Source organism: Alkalicella caledoniensis (genome assembly GCF_014467015.1).
GTDB classification, from domain to species: domain Bacteria; phylum Bacillota; class Proteinivoracia; order Proteinivoracales; family Proteinivoracaceae; genus Alkalicella; species Alkalicella caledoniensis.
The window spans coordinates 1,388,445-1,411,458 of the sequence record NZ_CP058559.1 but is presented as its reverse complement, the minus strand read 5'-3'; the positions used below and the strand labels follow the sequence as shown (position 1 = coordinate 1,411,458).

General features: G+C 36.6%; 22 protein-coding genes. 17 read left to right on the top strand and 5 right to left on the bottom strand.

The genetic code is table 11. From position 1 onward, the window contains the following. Positions 1 to 15: 15 nt before the first annotated feature. A complete protein-coding gene (gene rd, locus HYG86_RS06880) occupies positions 16 to 180 on the bottom strand; it encodes a rubredoxin (RefSeq protein ID WP_213168284.1) in 165 nt (54 codons plus the stop codon). Positions 181 to 256: 76 nt separating this feature from the next. Here rd and pepF point away from each other — a divergent pair, with 76 nt between their 5' ends. From pepF to HYG86_RS06850, 6 genes are all read left to right on the top strand, one after another. Next, positions 257 to 2,050 (top strand): oligoendopeptidase F, encoded by a 1,794-nt coding sequence (gene pepF / locus HYG86_RS06875; RefSeq protein ID WP_213168282.1) that lies wholly within the window; start codon positions 257 to 259, stop codon positions 2,048 to 2,050. Positions 2,051 to 2,331: 281 nt separating this feature from the next. Beyond that, entirely contained in the window at positions 2,332 to 3,159 is an 828-nt protein-coding gene (gene dapF / locus HYG86_RS06870) for a diaminopimelate epimerase (RefSeq protein WP_213168280.1), read from the top strand. A gap of 17 nt (positions 3,160 to 3,176) precedes the next feature. After that, positions 3,177 to 4,355, top strand: coding sequence for an LL-diaminopimelate aminotransferase (locus HYG86_RS06865; RefSeq protein ID WP_213168278.1), 1,179 nt, complete (start codon positions 3,177 to 3,179; stop codon positions 4,353 to 4,355). A gap of 343 nt (positions 4,356 to 4,698) precedes the next feature. Next, complete coding sequence (locus HYG86_RS06860) at positions 4,699 to 6,327, top strand: spore germination protein (protein WP_213168276.1); 1,629 nt, start codon at positions 4,699 to 4,701, stop codon at positions 6,325 to 6,327. After that, a complete protein-coding gene (locus tag HYG86_RS06855) occupies positions 6,296 to 7,516 on the top strand; it encodes a Ger(x)C family spore germination protein (protein ID WP_213168274.1) in 1,221 nt (406 codons plus the stop codon). The genes HYG86_RS06860 and HYG86_RS06855 overlap by 32 nt, the downstream gene beginning before the upstream one ends. Then, positions 7,516 to 7,758, top strand: coding sequence for a hypothetical protein (locus tag HYG86_RS06850; protein ID WP_213168272.1), 243 nt, complete (start codon positions 7,516 to 7,518; stop codon positions 7,756 to 7,758). The genes HYG86_RS06855 and HYG86_RS06850 overlap by 1 nt, the downstream gene beginning before the upstream one ends. Positions 7,759 to 7,794: 36 nt before the next feature. On the opposite strand, the gene HYG86_RS06845 is transcribed toward HYG86_RS06850, so the two are convergent. Further along, entirely contained in the window at positions 7,795 to 8,886 is a 1,092-nt protein-coding gene (locus HYG86_RS06845; protein WP_213168270.1) for a GerAB/ArcD/ProY family transporter, read from the bottom strand. A gap of 100 nt (positions 8,887 to 8,986) precedes the next feature. On the opposite strand from HYG86_RS06845, the gene HYG86_RS06840 reads away from it, so the two are divergent. The 3 genes from HYG86_RS06840 (at position 8,987) to HYG86_RS06830 (ending at position 10,324) form a co-directional block, all read left to right on the top strand. After that, entirely contained in the window at positions 8,987 to 9,268 is a 282-nt protein-coding gene (locus HYG86_RS06840) for a DUF503 domain-containing protein (protein ID WP_213168268.1), read from the top strand. 85 nt (positions 9,269 to 9,353) lie between these two features. Beyond that, on the top strand, positions 9,354 to 9,764 hold the full coding sequence (locus HYG86_RS06835; protein ID WP_213168266.1) for a hypothetical protein: 411 nt from the start codon (positions 9,354 to 9,356) through the stop codon (positions 9,762 to 9,764). A gap of 374 nt (positions 9,765 to 10,138) precedes the next feature. Next, a complete protein-coding gene (locus HYG86_RS06830; protein ID WP_213168264.1) occupies positions 10,139 to 10,324 on the top strand; it encodes a hypothetical protein in 186 nt (61 codons plus the stop codon). A 505-nt stretch (positions 10,325 to 10,829) separates the two neighbouring features. Here HYG86_RS06830 and HYG86_RS06825 read toward each other — a convergent pair. From HYG86_RS06825 to HYG86_RS06815, 3 genes are all read right to left on the bottom strand, one after another. Then, complete coding sequence (locus tag HYG86_RS06825) at positions 10,830 to 11,609, bottom strand: metal ABC transporter solute-binding protein, Zn/Mn family (protein ID WP_213168262.1); 780 nt, start codon at positions 11,607 to 11,609, stop codon at positions 10,830 to 10,832. Positions 11,610 to 11,785: 176 nt separating this feature from the next. Further along, a complete protein-coding gene (locus HYG86_RS06820) occupies positions 11,786 to 12,586 on the bottom strand; it encodes a metal ABC transporter permease (RefSeq protein WP_213168260.1) in 801 nt (266 codons plus the stop codon). Then, entirely contained in the window at positions 12,583 to 13,287 is a 705-nt protein-coding gene (locus tag HYG86_RS06815) for a metal ABC transporter ATP-binding protein (protein WP_213168258.1), read from the bottom strand. Before HYG86_RS06815 ends, HYG86_RS06820 begins: the two co-directional genes overlap by 4 nt. A 337-nt stretch (positions 13,288 to 13,624) precedes the next feature. On the opposite strand from HYG86_RS06815, the gene HYG86_RS06810 reads away from it, so the two are divergent. The 8 genes from HYG86_RS06810 to HYG86_RS06775 all read left to right on the top strand — a co-directional run bounded on the left by HYG86_RS06810 (position 13,625) and on the right by HYG86_RS06775 (position 22,987). Further along, complete coding sequence (locus HYG86_RS06810) at positions 13,625 to 14,050, top strand: DUF1893 domain-containing protein (protein ID WP_213168256.1); 426 nt, start codon at positions 13,625 to 13,627, stop codon at positions 14,048 to 14,050. A 279-nt stretch (positions 14,051 to 14,329) separates the two neighbouring features. After that, on the top strand, positions 14,330 to 15,901 hold the full coding sequence (locus HYG86_RS06805; protein ID WP_213168254.1) for a spore germination protein: 1,572 nt from the start codon (positions 14,330 to 14,332) through the stop codon (positions 15,899 to 15,901). Beyond that, positions 15,867 to 16,994: a GerAB/ArcD/ProY family transporter gene (locus tag HYG86_RS06800; protein ID WP_213168252.1), complete on the top strand. Its 1,128-nt coding sequence runs from the start codon at positions 15,867 to 15,869 to the stop codon at positions 16,992 to 16,994. The genes HYG86_RS06805 and HYG86_RS06800 overlap by 35 nt, the downstream gene beginning before the upstream one ends. Next, positions 16,975 to 18,090 carry a Ger(x)C family spore germination protein gene (locus HYG86_RS06795; protein WP_213168249.1) on the top strand — a complete coding sequence of 372 codons (1,116 nt, stop codon included), beginning with the start codon at positions 16,975 to 16,977 and terminating at the stop codon, positions 18,088 to 18,090. The genes HYG86_RS06800 and HYG86_RS06795 overlap by 20 nt, the downstream gene beginning before the upstream one ends. An 85-nt stretch (positions 18,091 to 18,175) precedes the next feature. Next, positions 18,176 to 19,099, top strand: coding sequence for a diacylglycerol/lipid kinase family protein (locus tag HYG86_RS06790; protein WP_213168248.1), 924 nt, complete (start codon positions 18,176 to 18,178; stop codon positions 19,097 to 19,099). Between the two features lie 121 nt (positions 19,100 to 19,220). After that, positions 19,221 to 20,780, top strand: coding sequence for a spore germination protein (locus tag HYG86_RS06785; protein WP_213168246.1), 1,560 nt, complete (start codon positions 19,221 to 19,223; stop codon positions 20,778 to 20,780). Continuing rightward, on the top strand, positions 20,764 to 21,867 hold the full coding sequence (locus tag HYG86_RS06780) for a GerAB/ArcD/ProY family transporter (protein ID WP_213168244.1): 1,104 nt from the start codon (positions 20,764 to 20,766) through the stop codon (positions 21,865 to 21,867). Before HYG86_RS06785 ends, HYG86_RS06780 begins: the two co-directional genes overlap by 17 nt. Then, the gene (locus tag HYG86_RS06775; RefSeq protein ID WP_213168243.1) at positions 21,848 to 22,987 is read left to right on the top strand and encodes a Ger(x)C family spore germination protein; all 1,140 of its coding nucleotides are present in this window, start codon (positions 21,848 to 21,850) and stop codon (positions 22,985 to 22,987) included. Before HYG86_RS06780 ends, HYG86_RS06775 begins: the two co-directional genes overlap by 20 nt. Positions 22,988 to 23,014: the final 27 nt, after the last annotated feature.

Genomic DNA, 23,014 nt, shown 5'->3' with positions numbered 1-23,014 from the left:
CTTAAAATAAAAATATTAATTACTGTCTATTTCAAATAAGTCTTTGCCAACACCACAATCGGGGCATACCCAGTCATCTGGCAGCTCATGAAAAGGTGTGCCTGGTTTTACTCCGTTATCTGGATCACCAGAGGCAGGATCATAAACATAATCACAAACTGTACATGCATATCTTTGCATAATTATCACCTCCACTTCTAGTGTAGGTGTAAGATATTCTTTTTATACTATTTCAAAAATAAGGGAGGTTTTAGATATGCCGAAGGTTGTTCCATTTAGAAATGAAGTTGAAGACCAACACAAATGGGCAGTTGATGAGATCTACCAGTCAATAGCAGACTGGGAGAAAGACTATCATAAGGTTACTGAGTTATTAAACAGAATTCTACCACTGAAAGGAAACTTAAAACACGCCGCTAAGCTTTACCAATGTTTAACTTTGCAAGATGAACTATCTGAGTTACTAGGTAAGGTACATGTTTATGTAGCTTTAAAAAGAGATGAAGACACAAACCATACAGAAAACCAAAGCAATGTACAAAGGGCAGAGGATTTACTTCTAAACGTAAAAACTGAACTTTCCTTTATCAACCCTGAGATCCTTAGTTTTACAACTGAGACGATAAATAGGCTTTTTGAAGAACAGCCTAAACTAAAATTCTATAGATTTTACCTAGAAGAAATACTAAGACTTAAGCCACATACCCTATCTCCTAGGGAAGAACAGCTTCTTTCCATGAGTCAGGATTTGAATAAGGGACCACAAAGTACTTTCTCCATGCTTAATAATGCTGACATCAAGTTTCCAACTATTGTTGATGAGGATGATAACGAGGTGGAATTGTCCCATGGAAGATATATTCAATTTTTGACTTCCAATAACCGTAGGGTCAGAAAAGAAGCCTATGAAGCCATGTACACAACTTTTGGTCAATACAAAAACACCATAGCTTCAACATTGGGAACTAGAATAAAAGGAAATATATTTTATTCCAAGGCAAGGAACTATGAATCAGCTTTAAAACAGGAATTACATCCAGACAACATACCTACTGTTGTTTATGAAAACGTAGTTAATACTATAAATAAGAACTTAGAACCACTACATCGCTATGTATCCATAAAGAAAAGACTTCTAGGTGTAGATGATCTTATGATGTACGACATTTATGCTCCCCTTATTGGTGATTTTACCATGGATATATCCTATGACGAGGCTAAAGATCTTGTTATAAAGGGATGTAAAAAACTTGGAGAAGAATATGTTTCTATTCTAAAAGAGGGAATGGAAACGGGATGGGTAGATGTTTATGAAAATAGAGGCAAGAGAAGTGGTGCTTATTCATGGGGGAGTTATGGAACAAAACCATATATTTTGATGAACTATGACAACACTTTAAATTCCACGTACACATTAGCCCATGAATTTGGTCACTCTATTCACACCTATTTATCTCACAAAAATCAACCATACACCTACTCACACTATAATATTTTTGCAGCAGAGGTTGCATCCACTGTAAATGAAGCCTTATTAAGCGATTATCTTTTGGAAACAACAGACGATAAAAAGAAAAGATTTTATATAATAAACCAGTACCTTGAAGGAATCAGAGGAACTGTTTACCGTCAAGGTATGTTTGCAGAGTTTGAATTAGAAGTCCATAAACTAGCACAAGAAGGTAAACCACTTATCCACAAGACCTTTAGTGATATTTGGCTAAACCTTAACAAAAAATATTTCGGACCAGAGCTTGTGGTAGACGATCTAATAGGTATGGAATGGGCTAGGATCCCACACTTTTACACAAGTTTTTATGTCTTTAAATATGTAACTGGTTTTTCCGCTGCCACAACCCTTGCACAAAATATAATAGAGCAAGGGCAACCAGCAGTGGATAAATACCTAAGCTTCCTAAAAGGAGGAGGTAGTGACTACGTAATAAACCTCCTAAAACAAGCTGGAGTAGACATGACAAAACCAGAACCCATAGAAAAGACCTTAAAACTATTTGATAGCCTACTAGATGAATTGGAGAAATTGGTTTAGAAGTAGGTGGAACGTTGAAAGTTGAAAGTTAAAAGTTGGACAGCAGACAGAGACTGGTAAATCTTAAACGCAAAAAACCTCTCAAAGTGAGAGGTTTTTTTCACGTCACACCACCCAAATTGTAGCCCATCCCTTTAGGGTGGGTATCCCCTGCGAAATCTCCCTTAAAAAACGCGTTAGGTTTATTTGACTTTGCTTTTACGACTTTTATTTTTGCCCTAAAAATTCCGTAAACAATTGCCCAGAAAAAGCATATCTATATACATAAGGGGAGTGATGCTATGGAATTTACAAAAATGCAAGGACTGGGCAATGATTTCATCCTGACGGAAAATCTCATGAAACTAAAGCGAGATTGGCCAAACATAGCAAAAAAACTCTGCCACCGAAATCTAGGTATTGGGGCAGATGGACTAATTTTAGTGGAACCCTCCAATATAGCAGAATATAAAATGACAATATATAACTCAGACGGAAGCTTAGCCAAAATGTGCGGAAATGGAATCAGGTGTTTTGGTAAGTACTTATATGACAAAAGATATCTGCAAAAAAGTGAATTTTCTGTGGAAACCGATTCAGGCATAAAACACCTAGTACTTAAAATACAATTTAATAAAGTGGTTTCCGTCCAAGTAGATATGGGACCACCCTTTTTTGAGCCTAAAAGTATACCGGTTTTGGCACAGGGGGATAAAGTGGTGGATAAATACCTAAAAGTAATAGATAAAGGCTTTACTTTTACAGCCTTGTCCATGGGAAACCCCCATGCCGTTATTTTTTTAGACGAAATTGACAACTTTCCAGTTGAAAAGTATGGACCACTGATAGAAAAACACTCTTTTTTTCCTGACAAAGTAAATGTGGAGTTTGTTAGTGTTAAAAAAGATGGTTCACTAAAAATGCGAGTATGGGAAAGGGGAGTTGGAGAAACACAAGCCTGTGGAACAGGAGCTTGTGCCACACTAGTAGCAGCAAGGGTTAAGGGAGTGGTTAATAACACAGCTAAAGTACATCTGAAGGGTGGTACACTTAAGATCTCTTGGAAGGGAGAAAATGTTTTGATGACAGGACCTGCTGAGACAGTGTTTACGGGAAATGTCACAATCTGACTAAAGGAGGAAGGGGTATGTTTATTAGAGCTGAACGTATTGAGACTTTACCCCCGTATCTATTTGCCGAAATAGATAACAAAGTTCAAAAAGCAATTGAACAGGGTATGGAAATTATAAAGCTAGGTATTGGTGACCCAGATCAACCAACACCTGATCATATTATTACCAAAGCCATAAAAGCCATAAGAGAGCCCAAAAATCATCAATATCCTTCATATGCTGGCTTGCCTACTTTTAGGCAAGCTGTATCTCAGTATTATGATAAAAGATTTGGGGTGAACTTGTCTGCAGAAAAAGAGGTTGTCTCACTAATTGGATCTAAGGAAGGGATTGCCCATGTGAGTTTTTGTTACGTAAATCCTAACGATTTAGTATTGGTACCAGACCCTGGATACCCAGTATACTCCATTGGGAGCATGTTCGCTGGTGGAGAGCCTTACAAGATGCCATTATTAAAAGAAAATAACTATTTGCCTGATTTAGATTCCATTCCAGAGTATATTGCAAAAGCAGCTAAAATAATGTTTTTGAACTATCCTAACAATCCCACAGGGGCTGTTGCAACAAAGGAATTCTTTGAAAAAGTGGTGAAGTTCGCTAAGGATAATAAGATTATTGTTTGTCATGATGCAGCTTACTGTGATATAGGACTGGACGGATATAAGCCAATGAGTTTTTTAGAGACACCTGGTGCAAAAGATGTAGGTATAGAGTTCGGCTCTCTTTCTAAAACCTATAATATGACAGGCTGGAGGGTAGGGTACGCAGTGGGAAATAAAGATATAATCGAGAGCTTAGGTCTCATAAAAACCAACATAGATTCAGGCATATTCCAGCCATTGCAATATGCTGCTGCAGAGGCACTGTCCCAAGAGCAAGCATGTGTTGAAGAAATGACTAAAATATATCAGCACAGGAGAGATTTAGTGGTAGACACATTAAACAAACTAGGATGGAACTTAGAAAAGCCAAAAGCCACCTTCTATGTCTGGGCACCTGTGCCAAAAGGCTATACATCCCAAAGCTTTGCCACACTACTCCTAGAAAAGGCTGGAGTTGTTGTAACACCGGGAGTTGGTTTTGGTAAATACGGTGAAGGATACTTTAGGATATCCCTAACAGTGGATAATGAGAAGCTTATAAAAGCAATGAATAGAATAGAACAACAGTTAGGAGACAATTACTGTAAGTGATATAAAGATATAGCCCCAGAGTTTTGGGGGCTATTTTTTTGCCACTGAAAAGGGAAAACATAAGATCAAAACTTGGCCACAGATCTACATGATCTATATGATCTAGGATAAAGAAAAAACCAATGATAAGAACCTAGCCACGGATTAACACTGATTAAATACGGATTTTAAAACCAATAACTAAAGACTAAAAAACTAAGAAATCATTAATTGATTACCAACAAAACTTTAAATTATAAATAACTTCCTGTCCAACTAACCAACTAACCATCTGTCTATCTCCCTCCTCATAACTTTCCCTTAAACTGGCAATGCTAGAAATAAGCAGTAAGGAGGTGGTTGGATGAAGAAACCTATTAAGATAAAGGACTTGAATAAGCAAAATAAAATTAGGGATTTAGAAAAGGTTACAGAAAAACAACTGGAGCAATTGGAATTTTCCATTGGCATTGAGGAAAATATCAACTTGTTAAAAAAGATTTTCAATAAATGTGATGATATTAAAGAAAAGAGATTTAAGTTAGATGTACAAGGTGAAAGAGAATGTATGCTCTATTTTTTAAGTGGTATTACTAATGAGACTACTATAACAGATACAATTATTAAACCTTTGGCATTAAAAGAAAAAAGCGATTTTCCCAGTTTAGATGCTGGTATACTTAACCTTGTGGAAAACCATTTGCTAATTAACCATGGTGGGCAAAAGGTCGAAAAGCCTGTGGAAGCTATAAAGGGTATTCTTACTGGAAAGGCATTACTGTTAATTGATGGCTACGGCCACGGATATGTTTTAGATGTGAAGAAGCTGCCTGCAAGAACCATTGAAGAGCCTACTACCCAAACCCTAGTGCGAGGGCCTAGAGAAGGCTTTGTGGAAAATCTTAAAGATAACTTAGGTCTTGTAAGAAAAAGAATCAAGACACCTGATTTTAAAGTTGAAATGAAAAAAATAGGTCACTTAACAGAAACAGATGTGGCTGTATGTTACATAAAAAACATTGTGGATCCAAAGGTCGTAGAAGAAGTAATGGTTCGGTTAGAAGCCATAGAAATAGATGCAATTTTTGACTCCAGTATGGTTGAACAAATTATTGAAGATAGTGCATTCTCACCTTTTCCCCAGATAGGAAACTCTGAAAGGCCTGATGCAGTGGCATCGAACTTGGTAGAAGGTAGAGTGTGTATTTTTGTAGATGGCTCTCCATTTGTCCTAGTGGTTCCTCAGGTACTCACTGATTTTTTACAAGCTTCCTCTGACTACTATGAGCGTTTTTATTTTGCCACAGCCATAAGAGTTCTTAGATATATTGCTTTCGGACTTGCCTTACTAGGACCTTCATTATATGTAGCTATTACAACATTTCATCATGAGATGATACCTACCACATTACTCATAAGTATTGCAGCAGCTAGGCAGGGTATTCCTTTTCCTGCTGTAGTGGAAGCATTTATAATGGAAGTTGCCTTTGAGGCGCTACGAGAAGCTGGTGTAAGACTTCCCAAACCAGTTGGTCAAGCTGTAAGTATAGTAGGAGCTTTAATTATTGGCGAAGCTGCCGTTCAAGCTGGGCTAGTTTCACAGATAATGGTCATAGTAGTTGCAGGTACAGGAATCGCATCATTTACTATACCTGCCTTCAATGGTGGAATAGCAGTAAGACTACTAAAAATTCCAGTCCTGTTATTGGCCTCTACCTTAGGCTTATTTGGTGTTAGCTTAGCAGTACTTGCCATATCCATACATTTATCTACCTTAAGATCCTTTGGTGTCCCATACCTTTCACCAATTGCACCTATGACTTTAAAGGATCAGAGAGATGTAATATTTAGGGCTCCCATTTGGTGGATGGTGGAGAGACCTACATTTATCGCTAAAAATAATGTTATTAGACTAAGAGGGAAAAAAATGGCTCCCCATGAGCCAACAAGTGGTGATGATAATGAAAAAAACAAAAATAAAGAAACAGGTTAGTTTATTTTTAATCGGGCTTTGCTTAATAACTTTTGTAAGTGGATGTTGGGGTAAGATAGAAGTTGAAGATTTAGGAATAATTGTAGCTATGGGCATAGATGCCAATGATACAGGTGATGGGTTTGAGATGACATTGCATATAATCAAGCCCCAGGAGACCGAAGCCAGTGATGGACAACAAGAGGGAAAGATGTGGGTGGCAAGCGCAGAGGGGCAAACCCTTATTGATGCAGCTAAGAATTTTAGAGGTCGGGCACCAGCACAGCTAACATGGATGCATAATAATTTGGTTTTTATAGGGGAGGAGACTGCAAGGGATAATATTGCAGATATAATGGATTTTTTAACAAGAAATAGGCAAATCCGTTACAAAAGTTGGGTGCTTATAACACAAGGTAAAGCAAAAGAAGTCATGCAAGCGACACCAGAATTTCAGCCTGCATTTAGCGAGGAAATACTTGGGCTCATTGAAAACAGTGATGAATGGTCAAAACAGGTAAATAGCAACATAAGGGATATGATGATTTCCATGGTAAACCCCTACAAAGATTTTGTGACAGCTAGAGTGTTACTATTAGATCCAGATATAATGGGAGCACAAAACGAAGAACAAGATGAGATGAGCCAAGCCACCGTTCAAAAATCTGCGATTCTAGATGGTGCAGCTGTTGTCAAGGGAACAGAGTTAGCAGGGTGGTTGACAAAAACTGAAACCAGGAGTTTCTTGTTTTTAGAAGGGGAAGCATCTGAGGCAGTTATCATTGTGCCTTATAAAGATGGCTCTATTTCAGTGGAAATAGGAGGCGTAGATACAGAAATGCTTTCTTCAATAAATGATGAACAGTTAGTGGTTAATGTAGACATAAGTGGAGAAGGGAGTATTGTTGAAACTAACACTGATTTCGATTTTATAGACCCGAAGCAAATAACAGAGCTTGAGGCAATACTTTCAAAAAGGGTCGTTGGAGAAATAAGAAATCTTATAGAAAAAATTCAAGGAGAATATAAAGCAGACATCCTGGGAATCTCCGGTTTATATGAAAGGGACCATCCTAAGTGGTGGAATAATAATAAGGATAAGTGGATTGAGGATCTATACCCAGAGGTGGTTTTTGATATTAGGGTAAATATAAATCTCTTCTCATCAGGGATGATAACAACCCCTGTGATAGAAAAGGGGCAACGCTAATGTTTACAAAGGCAACAATAATCTTACTTTTTGCAGCCTTATATGGTTTTCAAGCAAAAACATTGTTTACTAAAAAGTTTTATATGGACTTGTTTGTGGTGACAGGGCTATATGGATTGGCATTTTACTATGCCTATTCCTATGCAAATGGAACACATGCTTTTAATCCATTGGACATTATAGATATGTTGTTTGAGGGTATATCTGAATACATTTTCATGGATATATTAGGAGTTCAATAAAGCCAGTCAAAAGACTGGCTTTAAGTGTTTGTAGAATCATTCAGAGTTCGTTCCCTTATGAAAAATGCTAAGTATTAGCAATAGCAGAGGGTAGAAAACACACATGCCTATTGTGATAAAAGGGAGTATAAACAAATCAAAATATAGAAAGAATCCCGTGGAAGGGAAGAGGAAGTTGGACATGAATATAAATACTAAGCTTACAGGGATAATTAGACTCTGCTTATCTTTAAGGTTAAAAACCTGCCCTAGCCCCAAAACAATTCCATAAAAAGATGCTAAAAATTTTGTAAAGAATCCCAAAATCCAGATGAAAATAAATAGTCCTTCAACCCTATTTAAAAATTCACCAACGTCTATAAGTCTATATACCTGAAATATTGGAAGTTGAAGCTTTGAAACAATATCTGCTGAAAAAGTTGAAATAGCTACGATAGTTCTAAGTAGCAACAAAAAACCAGCAATGAAATACCCCAGCATATAGTAAGGAGTATTTTCTTTGCCTCCTTGGACTGCAGGTAAAATCATTGCTAACATGGCAACTTCAGCAAAGGGAAAGGTTAGTGATGCAATGGTACCTGCTATTATGGGCTTTAAACCATCACTGTATACCGGCAGTAACATAGTGAAATCAAGATATTCTATGGATAGCAGGGGAAGGATCAGTAGTAAGAGGATTAAGGGAAAAACATAGAGTTCTGCTAATCTACCAATGGATTCTATACCGCTATATATGGCATATGCTACTAACAGAACAAGACCGGAACTGTAGACAATATGTGGAGTTTCAGGAATTATAGCGATAGCAAAAAGTATCACCAAATCTTCTATAATAAGAACGGATACTAAAAAAATATTAAATAGAAAAAAGAAACTAAGGATTTTTCCTAAAACCTTGCCCAGTAACAACTCACTATATTCAACTATTGTTAGACCTTTAAATTTGTCCTGTAAGTGTATAATAACAAAAAGCATAAAAGAACCAATCAAGGTTGCAGCTATTGTAGATATCCAGGCATCCTTTCCTGCGATAATTTCAGGAACAAAAAGGCTGGCGGATCCAATTATAAAACTAATTATTATATAAAAAAACTGACGTGGGGATATAACTTTCTGTTCTTTTTTCATTAGATGAATACCCCTTTATGATCTATAATAGTATTAAAAGGAAGACTTTTTTCTATTATTTACCTATTGGCAAATTTTTATCAAAAAGGAGATAACACTTATGGACATCTTGCTTTTAGAGTTAACTATTCATATATTTGAGTGTGATAATCTTAAGACCAAAAGAAACGTTGCAAACAGCATGTCAGCAAAAATTAAGCATAAATTTAATGTCTCTGTGGCCCAAGAGCATGATCAATTATTAAATCGCTTTCAATTAGGGATAAGTATGATTTCCACTGACGCTAAAATACTGTATAAAACTAAAGATGCTATTATAAGTTATATAGATGAGTTAAACTACTCCATTGAAATAGTAGATATATATAGTGAAATACTGTAATTCATACTATTTACTTCTAAGGGAATAATTACATATGAAATGCATAAAATAGATTATGTAATATTCCAAGGAGGTATTTGCTAACATGGAGTACCGTATTAAAAAAGTTTTGTACCAAGTAAAATACGAAGATGAAGCAAAAAGTTTAGGTGAGTATGCCCTGGTATCCATAAAAAGAGCATCTAAAGAACTAAAGGATCAGTACTTTTCCTGGAGTCCAGAGTTTTGCATTGAAAAAATAAGAGAAGTATTTGGTGAACCGAGCTATCAAATAGGTGGACTATACAGTGGACCAGTAGAAGTTTGGGTACTAAGCACCAGTACAAGTAATGTTATATATATTGAAGCATGGCCATATGTGGATCCTGCAGGCTTTTATGTACACTGTAAAACCCATGATGAATCCATAGTCAATTTTTCAAAATGGCTAACTTTACAAAATTCCTCTAAACATCTAAAACTTATACATGGTGGCAAGGTAGGAGTAACCACTTAGTTTAGATAATAGATGATAGATAATAGATAATAGATAATAGATAATAGATAATAGATAATAGATAATAGATAATAGATAATAGATAATAGATAATAGATAATAGATAATAGATAATAGATAATAGATAATAGATGATAGATGGTGGATAATAGATAATAAGATAATAGATAATAGATAATATATAATAAGATATAGTTAAATAATTGCGACGGGGGCTTAGCCTTTGCAGACCTGCAAAAGGAGTTTATTACGGTAGGGTGTAGCCCTAAATGTTTGTAGACGAGGCTCAGCGTTATTGATTCAATTCACATTTAAGTGTATACTATCTAACTTATTGACCTAAACTAAAATAAAATAGTTTAGGAGGCCATAAAATGAAACAAGTTAAATTCGGTGGAGTTCAATTCACTGCAAATGTACCACCACAAGAAATCAATAAATTTGTAGCAAACCTACCATCAGACCGTAGAGATTCCCTCTACGAAGTAATAAAAGAACTAGCAGACAACAACTTAATAAATCTAGAAGGTTTCGAATACCCACAGGACGAAGATTGTTAAATCAGGAGTTAGGATAAGGAATCAGCAGTCAGCTGTCAGCTGTCAGCTGTCAGGAAAAGCTAAAACCTCTCAAATGAGAGGTTTTTTTGAATGCAAAAAAATATAAAACGCAGATCGCATTTCGCAGTTCCCTTTACGGCAACCACTCCCACAATTGTAGCCCATCCCTTTAGGGTGTGTTACCCTACAAAAAGCACCCCAATATTGTAGGGCGCAGGGCTCCGTACCTGCCCGGACCAACAAAACTGACATAATTTAAACCCATTTTTACCACTACTCTTCACTATAAAGAACAAAAAGCGCACGAGATTAAAAATATAAGGTCTTAACTACTAGTATTTTTTTGCCATTAAGATCATATAGATCATGTGGATCTGTGGCGAAAATAAAGACCCTCAAAATCAACATCCAAATCCAAAAAGAATCCATGTTAATCAGGGCACAAAAAAACCTCCCTAAAAGAGAGGTTTTTCTGACAGCAGTCTACTGACCAACTGAATGCTTTTTAGTAAACTCCTAATAAAGTCGCATTAGAGATAAGTAAATCGATAATCGTCTTATGATCTGGCCCTGGGAAGTTTCTTAGCTCCACACGCTCAGCGTCTATGGTTTCAGCTATTGTTAAGCCTTGTGGGTTGTGGAAATTATCAATGATTAGATCAGGATTCATGGAAGCTAACTCGCCGATTCTTGCAGGGCTTAGCTCATCTGCACTGAAAACCTCTAAAACATCAAACCCTAAGGATCTTACAAATCCTTGCATATGCATATGCACTAAAACCTTAATGTTCTCCACATCATTTTCCTGTGCTCTTTCTAAAATGGTATCCATAACATCGGTAAATTCTAATTCCCACTGGCCTTGAGCTTCTTGGGTTCCCATTTTCTCCGCAGCAGCCCTAGTTTGCTCAACTAATATATCATAAGTATTTGTGGTAGTAACACGAATTATCTTAGCCTCATCAATATTATTTGCCTCAATCATTTGATTCATAAATGCTTCGTAACCAGCCATGATAATCCAGTCCGCTTCAATAAGTGCTTGAACATCACTGGGTTTGAAATCATACTCTGGAGGATGTCTTAACTCAACAGGAGCTAAAACGGTTACGTTTGTAGCACCAGCAGCCTCAGCAATAACTCCAGTCCAACTAGTAGAAGCAACTACCTTTACTACGTCCTCATCTACGGGATTAGAAGTATCCTCAGAGGAACTACAGCCAACAGCAAAAACTAAAAATAAAGATATAACCAAACTAAAAATCAAAAACTTATTAATCTTCATAAAAAATCTTCCTTTCTTTATATATGTATATTAGATTATAGCCAGAGCTATAAAATTTGAATCGACGGAAGGAAAAACACGCAGATCGCAGTTAGCCTTACGCTAAATCAAAATATCAACACTCACGAGATAAGTTGTAGCCCATCCCTTTAGGGTGGGTGACCCACAAAAAAAAACTATCTCCTAAAAATAATACTAAAAAACAAGATAATAACACCTGTCATAGTAATAGTAGCTCCTGTGGGAAAATCAAAAACCATTGAAAAAAGCAAACCACCAGTTGTTGTCATAAGTCCAAAACAACAAGTAAGGATAAGTAACTGTTTGAAGTTTTTGGCTAGTCTCATGGCAGACATGGCAGGTAGCAATATAAGTGCATCCATAAGTAGAGCACCCACAATCTTCATTGCCACACCTATTGAGAGGCCAGTTAAAAAAAGCAAACCATTTCTAATGCGTTTTGCGGGTATGCCAAGCCACTCAGCCTGTTCAGAATCATAAAAAACCAGCTGTATCTCCCTATAAAAAATAAAATAAGTTAACAGTATAGCACTACCTAAAAACGTTACAAACCATAAGTCATTCTTAGTCAAAGTTAAAATACTTCCTGTAAATAGACCAAAAACTTCTAAAGCAGGGACACCAGCTCTGTAGAATAATAAAAAGGCCATGGCCATTGAACCAGTCATAAAAAAAGCACCTATAAGACCAGTATCTAATTTTAACTTATCAGACATAGGACCAAAAAACAATGAACCTACACCTATGGTGGCGATGGCTACAGTCAAAGGATTAGCCCCTAGCACCAATCCTATGGCACCACCTAAAAGACCAATGTGCATCAAGGCAAATCGTATAGTGGTTAAATTAAAAACAACTATAACTATACCCAATAGTGACATGGTACCACCTGCAATGAGAGCACCTAGTAATGCCCGTTGAAAGATAGGAATCTGGAGAAAATCTAAAATTGTCACCCCATCACCTCATCCCACTTATGGTCAGTGGAGATTCTGCCACTTTGTAACTGAATCACCCGATCACTTATTTTTCTAGAATGTTGATGGTCGTGACTTATCATCAGTATTGATAAATCATACTGGCTTCTAATAACTCTTATGGTTTCATCAAGCTTTGCCTTTGAATCCAGATCCAAATGTGTGGTTGGTTCATCTAAGAGTAGTAGCTTAGGATTTCGTACTAGAGCACGGGCTATATTAAGACGTTGAGTTTGCCCCCCTGATAGTTTGCGACAATCTTGGTGCATCATATGTTTTAGATCAACAACTTCAAGCATCTTTTCAGCAATTTCCTTGTCTTCCTTGGATGGCCTCTTGAAATAGGAAAATGACGTTCCCCATCTTCCTAGTAATGTAGCGTCAAAAACGCATATGGGAAAATTCCCTTGATTATGTCTTTGTGGTACGTAACCAATTTGAGAGCGCAACCAGGTTTTATCCTTTCCCTGGGTAACATCTTTGTTAAATATGGTTATACTTCCTGAAGTTATGGGTAAAAGCTGTAGAATTCCCTTAAACAAAGTGGTTTTTCCAGCCCCATTTTCACCAAATATAGAAACAAATTCCCCTGTTTTTACTTTAATATTTACATCATGCAATACAGTAGTATTGCCATATCCCATGGTTAAGTCTGACAATTCAAGGGCATACCGATTCATATAAATTACCTCGCCTTCTTATTTAGGCTTACTTGTTATAAAGTAATTACAAGGAATATTATACAGGAAATCGTAGTAATGGGGTACAGTTTTTTGCAATTTATTTCGAATACTGGAACATTAGCTTGGAGAGACATAAGAAGAACCCTATTTATTTTACATCCTAGAGTTGGGTCGAAGTCAATACTTTTTTCTATATTTATTATTTCTTTATGACTTGATGTTGACATAGAGTGAACTCGAAGTGTTAAAATATAAGGGAAGTTGTTCACACTACAACTTTTATGTTAAAATTTTCTTACCTACATAATCATATAAATTGAAAGGGGTAGTGATTTTGTCAGATATAAAAATAGCTATAGAAGAGTATAAAAAAGGTGAACATAGCCTTGTTGTTGTAAAGGATGGAAAAATAGTAGCCACTAGTAAAGATAAAGGAGTAAGAGGGATATTGAATGTTTATACCTCAAATCCTCAAGTACTAGAAGGTGCATCAGTTGCAGACAAACTTATGGGACGAGCAGTAACAATGATTTGCGAGCTAGGTAAAGTAAAATCCATATACACTCCACTTCTTAGCCAAGGGGGAGAAAAAATCCTGCAGCGTGCTGGTATAAAATACCAAGCAGAAAGATTAGTTCCAGCAATAAGAAATAGAGACAACACAGACCTCTGCCCCATAGAAAAGTTAACAACAGGGACAGAAGATAGTGAAGAAGGGGTAAAGAGAATACACCAATTCATAATAAACTTGGCCAAATAGTCAGGCCCCTAAAAAACCATCATATCCTTTGTTACTTCAAAAGCCCAGAACCCTCACGTATTAAAATACGCCGGGGTTCTGGGTTTTTTTGCCTGGAATCTGAGCGCTTTTGAGCAACGGTCAAATGACTTTTTCAGTGGTCTCTAAAAAGGCGGCGTATTTATTTTTTAGCAAAATAAATACTGCTAAATTGTTAATGGTAATATGTAATTCATAAATAAAAATAAATAGGTAAAAATAGGTAGTATAAAAGTTATGAAGAACTAGGAGAGGTGTCACATGCTGGACTATCTAAAGAAGCTTATAGAAAATCAGAAAAATAAAAAAGACAAGTCCAATGACAAAGGGAAAACTATATACAAAAATTTAGAAAGAAACCATAGTTATGTCAAAAATCTCTTCAAAGACTGTGATGACATTAACTTTAGGAAGTTTAAGATCGCTGGAACTCAGACTTCCGCATTAGTGGTCTTTGTGGATGGCTTGTCTGACAGGGATACATTGAGTAACAATGTAGTTAGAATGTTGACAACCATGGCTAAAGAAGAGACTACTAAAAAAATAGATGCCAAGGCAGTAGAAGATAGATTGATTTCCGTTAGTAAGGTTAGTGTAGTACAAGACTACGATCAAGCAATTGAAGATCTGTTATCAGGGGAAGGATTACTATTTGTAGATGGCGTCAACAGTGGTTTTGTCCTAGAAGCTAGGCAGTGGGAAAGTAGGGCAGTATCAGAACCACTTAATGAGCAGGTGGTCCGCGGTCCTCGAGAGGGATTTGTGGAAACCCTTAGATTCAATACAGCTATGATTAGGCGAAGAATAAAGAATAACGATTTAAAAATGAAGCACTTTAAAATAGGTAGACAAACAAAAACAGATGTAGCAGTTATCTATATGTCTAACATTGCTAAACAAGAACTGATCGATGAAGTTAAAGAGCGACTTGAACAAATAGACATTGACGGTATCTTAGACTCAAACTACATAGAAGAGCTTATAGAAGAAAGGACAATTTCCCCATTTCCACAAATGCTAAACACTGAACGGCCAGATAAAGCTGTGGCACATCTACTAGAGGGAAAGGTTATAATTGTCACCGATGGTAGTCCTAATGTTTTGGTTTTACCTGTAACAATAACTGATTTTTTCCAATCGGCTGAAGACCATTATAACCGTTACATAGTTGCTACTCTTACTAGGTTTCTTAGACTTTTCGCTTTTTTTGCTTCTACATCACTGACATCTCTATATGTAATTTTGACAACTTTTAGATATGAAGTTCTGCCAGAGAGAATAATTTTTTCCATAGCAGAAAACCGGAGAGAACTACCATTTAGCCCCTTTGTGGAAGCTTTATTACTAGAATTCTTGATAGAATTTTTAAGGGAAGCAACCATTAGAATACCTGGCCCTTTTGGTCAAACCATAGGTATAGTTGGGGCACTTATAATTGGGCAAGCTGCCATAGATGCGAACCTAGTTGGACCAATTTTAGTTGTAATTACAGCAACATCTATGCTAGGAAGCTTTGCCATACCTTCATATAACATGTCTTCAGCTGTTAGAGTAATGAGGTTTCCCATATTAATAGCTTCTGGTCTTTATGGGGGATTTGGTTTTGTACTTATGTGGATGATTATACTGACACATTTATGCAACCTAGAGTCCTTTGGGGTTCCTTTTTTACAACCTTTATTTCCATTTAAAGCCTCAGAACAAAGGGACAACATTTATAGGGCTCCTAGAAGATGGTTAAGGAGAAGGCCCATAGAAACAGCAGGAAATAATGTCAGAAGACAGAGGGGAGTAGAAAATGGAGAAAAAGAAGCAAAAGAAAAAAAAGAGTAGTGAAAAGAAATTCGATATATCAGAATTCCAATGGTACTCCTTGGTTATAAATGCAGTATTTGGGATAGGCGTAACAACTCTTCCCAGGGAACTAGCAGATGTGGCTGGTAGGGATGGTTGGATTTCAATAATTATTGCTACTTTACTAATATTATGTTATTCATACATATGTATCACATACAGCAAAATGTTCCCCACTAAAAGCTTGGTTCAGTCAATGCAAATAGTCCTGGGAAAACCCCTAGGTATGATTTTAAGTTTAGCATACATACTTTACACACTAATTGTGACAGGTATAGTAGTAAGATTGTTTTTAGAGATTATATATGTTTATTTTGACTTAATATACCCCTATTACGTACCAATTGCCTTGTTCATAATTCCTGTAGTATATATGGCCAGAAGTGGTCTTGCAACACTTAGCAGAATGAGTGAAATTGTTTTGGTATTTTCCTTTAGTGCCATAGTCCTGTTTTTATTCCCTGACCGGACACCTAGTTGGTTAGAATTACTTCCAGTATTTGAGAACGGTTATACGGGAGTACTGGAAGCTATACCAGATGTAGGCTTCTCTTTTTTAGGTGTTGAAATTCTCCTGGTATTTTACCCATATATAGAAAAAAAGAAAAGTGTATTACGGGTAACATCCATGGGTGTGATGACCTCAGGGTTGCTATATGCAGCTCTCTTTGTGGGCACAATTGTTTTTTTAGGAATGGGTTTGGTACAAGTGGTTTTTTGGCCATTCATAGAATATCTTAAACTTGTGCGAATTGAACTGTTTGAGAGAATGGATAACATTTTTTTATATATCTGGACAGCTAAAATAGTAATGGTTATGGCAATTCAATATTTTTCTGGTACTTTTTCCTTAGCTCTCCTTACGGGGAAAAAGTATCACGACACATGGGCTATAACCATGTGGATAATTCCCTTTGCAGTGGCTTACTTTATACCAGATGTATTAACTTTACAGGACTACACTGCCCGAGTTTCAATGATCGGAGGAATCTTAATTTTGGTATTACCAATACTTTTACTTATAGTCGCAAAGATTAGGGGGATCAATGAAAATGAAAAAAGTAATAGTTAGTGTTTTAGTCAGCGTCATTATTTTAGCTGGTTGCCAAATAGCACCTAATACAAATGTAATAGATGAATTAGCAATCGTTTTAGCCCTAGGAGTGGACAAAGATGAAGATGACCCATCAGTAACTGTAATAACAACTTCTAACCCAACATTTAGCCAAGCCGCAGAGACAGATAATAAAGTAACTGTGGTAAAAGGGTATGGAGTTAGGGGAGCTTTTAAAAATTGGCAATATCAAAGACAAAAGGAACTGGCCCTAGGTAAGGTGGGTGTTGTTGTTTTCGGTAGCAATCAAATCGAAGCAGGATTGGCAACTATTATTCCTGACCTGCGTCAGACCCCTGATATGAATGTTACTGCGAAAGTAATATATTATGATGGTGAACCATCTGAGTTACTACAACTTACTCCAGCTGAGGAAGCAAGGAAGAGTATTTTTCTTAACAATTTAATTGAGCAAGCAGAACTGATGAATATCACTATGCCCATAAATTTATGTGAACTAGGTGGAAGAATTCTGACAACGGGAAAGGACGGTTTTCTACCCTATGTTGAAAAGACTGAGGCTGGGTCGGCTAAGATTGCTGGATTGGCATTACTAGATGAAACTGGGAGTTTAGCTACTATCATAAATGACTCTGAGACTTTGTTGCTCTCTCTTTTGATGAAATACCAAGACTACACAACCATATCAACAAAGATTCCTGAAATTGCCGATATTATAGTGTTTCAAGTTAAAGGAACAAAGAATAGATATTATGTTGAGATAAAAAATGGTAAGCCAGTAATAGAAATAAGATCAGAAATAGTGATAGAAATAAGTGAGGTAAGTCAAAGGGATGTAGAAATAATGGAAGAAGAGTTTTTTGAAGATGTTAAAAAACATTTGTCCGCGGATTTAACTAAAACAACAACAGAATTAGTACAAAAATTTCAAAAATACAACACTGATCCTATAGGATTGGGTGAAATCGTCAGGGTAAGGGAAAATGATTATTATAAAAAAGGAACATGGAGAGATGATTACCCAAACATTGATATTAGATCAAATGTCAATGTTAAAGTAATAAGAGGTAATGTGTTCCGCAAAAATTTATAAATAGAGCTAATAGAGGATTTTACTTCTCTAAAATAGAATATAAATACTTGCGCAATTATATTCTATTTTGGATGGAGGAAGCTGGATGAAGGAATTTTTCTTTGTGGTAAACCCTGCATCAGCCAACGGCACAACAAGAGTTGTGTGGGATGAAATTATATTATTCTTAGATTCCAAACAACTTAACTATGACTATTCCCTTACATCAGGACCAAATGAAGCAACAACTATTACAAGGGATGCAATTAAAAAAGGCTATAAAAAAATAATAGCCGTGGGTGGTGATGGAACAGTTAATGAAGTTGTCAATGGTTTTTTTGATGAACAAGGTAAAATATCAATAGAAGATGTGGCCTTAGGTGTAATTTCTAGGGGAACAGGCTGCGACCTTATTAAGACCCTTAATATACCGAAAAATTATCAAGGGGCAGTAGAAACATTGATAACTGGTAATACTAAGGCAATTGATTTATTGCAAGTACAATTTCTCAATAAAGAGAAACAAAAGGAAAAGAGATATTGTGTAAATATTTCAGATGTTGGATTAGGTGGCTATGTTGCCCAGAGGGTAAATCATACATCCAAATCCGGAGGTGGCCTATGGTCATATCTAAGAGGCACATTGTTAAGTATCCTAAAATACAAAAATAATAGCGGAATAATTGAGGTTGACGGAAAAGTTGTGCATCAAGGGGAATTCTCCATTGTGGCAGCTGCAAATGGGAGGTTTTTCGGTGGAGGTATGGAGCTTGCTCCCATGGCTAAAATAGATGATGGATATATAGAAGTTATTACACTGGTCAATATGGGGAAAGTGGAGCTTTTATATAACTTATCTAAGGTTTACAAGGGAACCCATATAGGACACCCAAAGGTGAAGCACTATAGGTGTAAAAAATTAAGTGTCAGTTCTGACGAGCCTTTGCCCCTTGAGATAGATGGTGAAAATCCAGGCTTTGGAGGAGTGTCATATGGGGTAGTTCAAAAAGCTATAAAAGTCATTTGCTAGTAAAAGGGAAAGCCAATAGGGGCTTTCCCTTTTACTTATTTTCCCCTTTGCCTATTAGCCACATAATATTTTCCTTAATAGGGTAAAATCACCAGTATAGGAACCTTACGGGGGGGATAATGTGAGACAACTAATTAAAAAGATATTTAGTGCCCCCACAAAAAAAAATGGGGAAAAAAAACAAAGGGGTACACCTATATCCAAAAATCTAAACAAGAACTACAGTTATCTGAAGAATTTATTTCAAGATTGCGATGATATAAATTTCAGAAGATTTAAGATAGCCAATACTAATACAACAGCCTTAATAGTATATGTTGATGGCTTAACAAATGAAGATACACTAAGTAATAATGTCATACGTATGCTGACAACCATGGCCAAAAAGGAAGTAACTGAAAATATCGACTCGTCTACAATTGAAAGTAGACTAATATCAATAAGCAAGGTTACCACTGTTAAAGAGTTTGATCTAGCTGTGGAGGGTTTGCTAGCAGGTGAAGGGTTACTCATTATTGATGGTATCAGCAATGCTTTTTCCCTAGAAACAAGGCAGTGGGAAGGGAGAAAGGTAACAGAACCAACAAATGAGCAGATTATACGCGGACCGAGGGAAGGTTTCACAGAGACATTGAGGTTTAATACTGCTCTAATCCGTAGAAGAATCAAGAATAATGACCTTAAAATGAAGAGTATAAAAGTGGGTAGAGAATCTAAGACAGATATTGTAGTGGCCTATTTGAGCAATACAGCAAAAGATGAAGTGGTTAAAGAAGTACTTAAAAGGGTATCCCAAATTGATATCGATGGGGTACTAGAGTCTAATTATATAGAGGAGCTTATAGAGGAAAGAACCATATCTCCATTTCCGCAAATACTAAATACCGAAAGACCAGACAGAGCAGTGGGGCATCTCTTAGAAGGTAAAGTGGCAATTTTAGTTGATGGTTCGCCATTTGTTCTAATTGTACCGGTGACCCTTGCCCAGTTTTTCCATTCACCAGAAGATTATTATCAAAGGTATGGGTACGTGTTAGTGATAAGGATTTTAAGATTTTTTGCGTTTTTTGCATCTACAAGCTTACCTTCACTATATGTAATACTCACAACTTATAGGTATGAGATGATGCCCATAAGAATTGTTTTTTCAATTGCAGAAGGTAGAAGGGAACTTCCATTTACCCCTTTTATGGAAGCTCTACTTTTAGAACTGGCAGTGGAGTTTTTGCGGGAAGCCACCATAAGGATTCCGTCACCCATAGGTCAGACCATCGGTATAGTTGGTGCATTGATCATAGGGGAAGCAGCTATACAAGCAAACCTTGTTGGGCCAATCCTAGTTATTTTTACAGCTATTACAATGTTAGGTAGCTTTGCCATACCAAATTACTCCATGTCATCTAATATAAGGATACTAAGATTTCCCATCCTTCTTTCTGTAGGAATACTCGGTGGATTTGGCTTTGTTATTTCATGGTTTATTCTAATTATCCATATATGCAATCTAGAATCATTTGGAGTTCCTTTTTTGCAGCCGTTATTTCCTTTTAAATCCTCAGAACAAAGGGATACAATTTTTCGGACACCCTTTAGGTGGATGCGTAGGAGACCAATAGAAACAGCAGGAAAGAATGTTAGACGCCAAAAGGGGGTTGAGAGTGATAATGAGAAAAAGAGATGAGAAAACTTTTCAGATAACTGACTCCCAACTATTTACAATGATGATAGGGGTACTGGTGGGTGTGGGTGTAACTTCCCTGCCTAGGGAAGCAGCGGAGGTCGCTGGAAGGGATGGATGGATTTCTATAATTACAGCGACTATTTTAGGTATAATGTATCTTTACATATGCATTTCATATTGTAAGCTATTTCCTAATCTGAGTCTTGCAGAATCCATGCAGATTGTCCTTGGGAGATACCTAGGTATATTTCTTACAATTATATATGCACTTTATACCTTTGCCACAGCAGCTGTTATAATGAGGTTTTTCTTAGAAAGCAACTATGTATATTTTAACCTTTACTATTCCATGCTGTTACCCTTTGGTGTAACTGCTTTTATTCTAGTTTACATGGGAAGATGCGGTCTTGCCACTTTGGCTAGGGTAAGTGAAGTTGTTTTCATTTTTTCTTTTGCCTTTGTTGTATTGTTTTTTTTCCCTGATAAAGGGGCAAATTTTTTAAGTCTGAGACCGGTATCTCAGCTAGGAGCAATGCCTATAATTGAGAGTATTCCAACTACAGCTTTAGCCTTTTTAGGACTTGAGGTCATACTTGTGTTTTATCCATTTCTTGAGAAAAAAGAAACAGCCTTTAGAGTTTCGGCAATGGCTACGGCATTAACAGGGATTTTCTACACAGGTGTTTTTATAGGAACCATAACTATATTAGGTTTAGAAGCCACAAAAATTTTTATTTGGCCATTTATGGAATATTTAAAGCTTATATCCTTTCAAATAGTGGAGAGGATTGACAACATGTTCGTTTATTTGTGGACTGCTAAGGTTTTTATGGTCACAACAATTCAATACTTCGCAGGGACATTCTCCCTATCCATGCTTACTAAAAGGAAATACCATGATATATGGGTACTGGTATGTTGGCCTGTTTTTTATATCATAGGATGTCTTCCACAAAATTTAGTTATGGTTACTGAATTCACATCGTTTGTTTCCAAGTATGGTGGTCTATTTGTTTTTGTACTACCTATTGTACTACTTACAGTTGCCAAAATAAGGGGGCTTAACTATGCTAAGTCAAAAAAGTAAAATATTTATAGTCATTATCTTACTTTGCCTTATGGTGTCTGGATGTGCCGTGCAGCATCAACGGATAATTGATCAATTATCCGTCATACTAGGTATTGGCATCGACATAGATGAAAATAATCCTGACATATACATACTTACAACAACAAATCCCACATTTTCCGACGAGGCTGAAGTACCTGTTTTTGAGACTACTACTAAGGGTTACGGCTTTGAAGGAGCCCTTAGAAATTGGGAATATCAAAGGCAAAACAGATACGCACTTGGTAAGGTTTCAACAGTAATATTTGGTGAAGAGTTGCTGAAAAATGGAATAGACGACGTGGTCTTAGAACTAAGACAATTTGCGGATATGAATGTACTGGCAAGGCCTGTGTATTTTCCTGGCAAACCACAGGATGCTTGGGCAATCACTCCTCCAGAAGAAGCAAGAAGGGCAGTTTTTTTGATGAATATGTTAGAAAGAATCTATGAAGAGGGGCTAATTCCCAGAGTAAGTCTGTGCAATTTAAACACAATAATTCTTGACAAAGACATAGACGGGATTATGCCACAAATTGAGCTTACAAAGGATAAAAATCGGTTTCATATTACAGGATTAGCTTTGTTAGATGAAAAGGCAAGGCTTGCTACAGTACTAAATGAGTCAGATATGCTGTTATATTTAATCCTTAATAATGATGCCATTGGTGCATTTACAACAACCCAAGTGACTATCCAAGGTAAAAGAGGGTATATAAGTTTTTTGATAAAATCCCATGACAAAACTGATGTAAAGGTGAATATGAAAAATGGAAAACCAGAAATAATTCTCACAGCTGGGATTGAAATCGAAATCAGGTCAATTAGAGTAAGGGGGATAGATGGCCTAACTAACGAGTTTTTTGATGAAATTGAAAGGGAAATTTCCAAGGACCTTACTGTCAATACCCAAAAGATCATTGATGAGATGCAAAGGGTGAAATCAGACCCCTTAGGTCTAGGACAGTGGGTAAGGATACAACAGACTGGCTATTATAACAAAGGGACTTGGAGAGAAGATTATCCAAATGCAGATATAAAATGTAAAATAGATGTGGAAGTATCGAGAGTTAATGTTATAAAAGAAAAGCCAGAATAGGAAAGATGGTGAAAACACTAGAAAGTG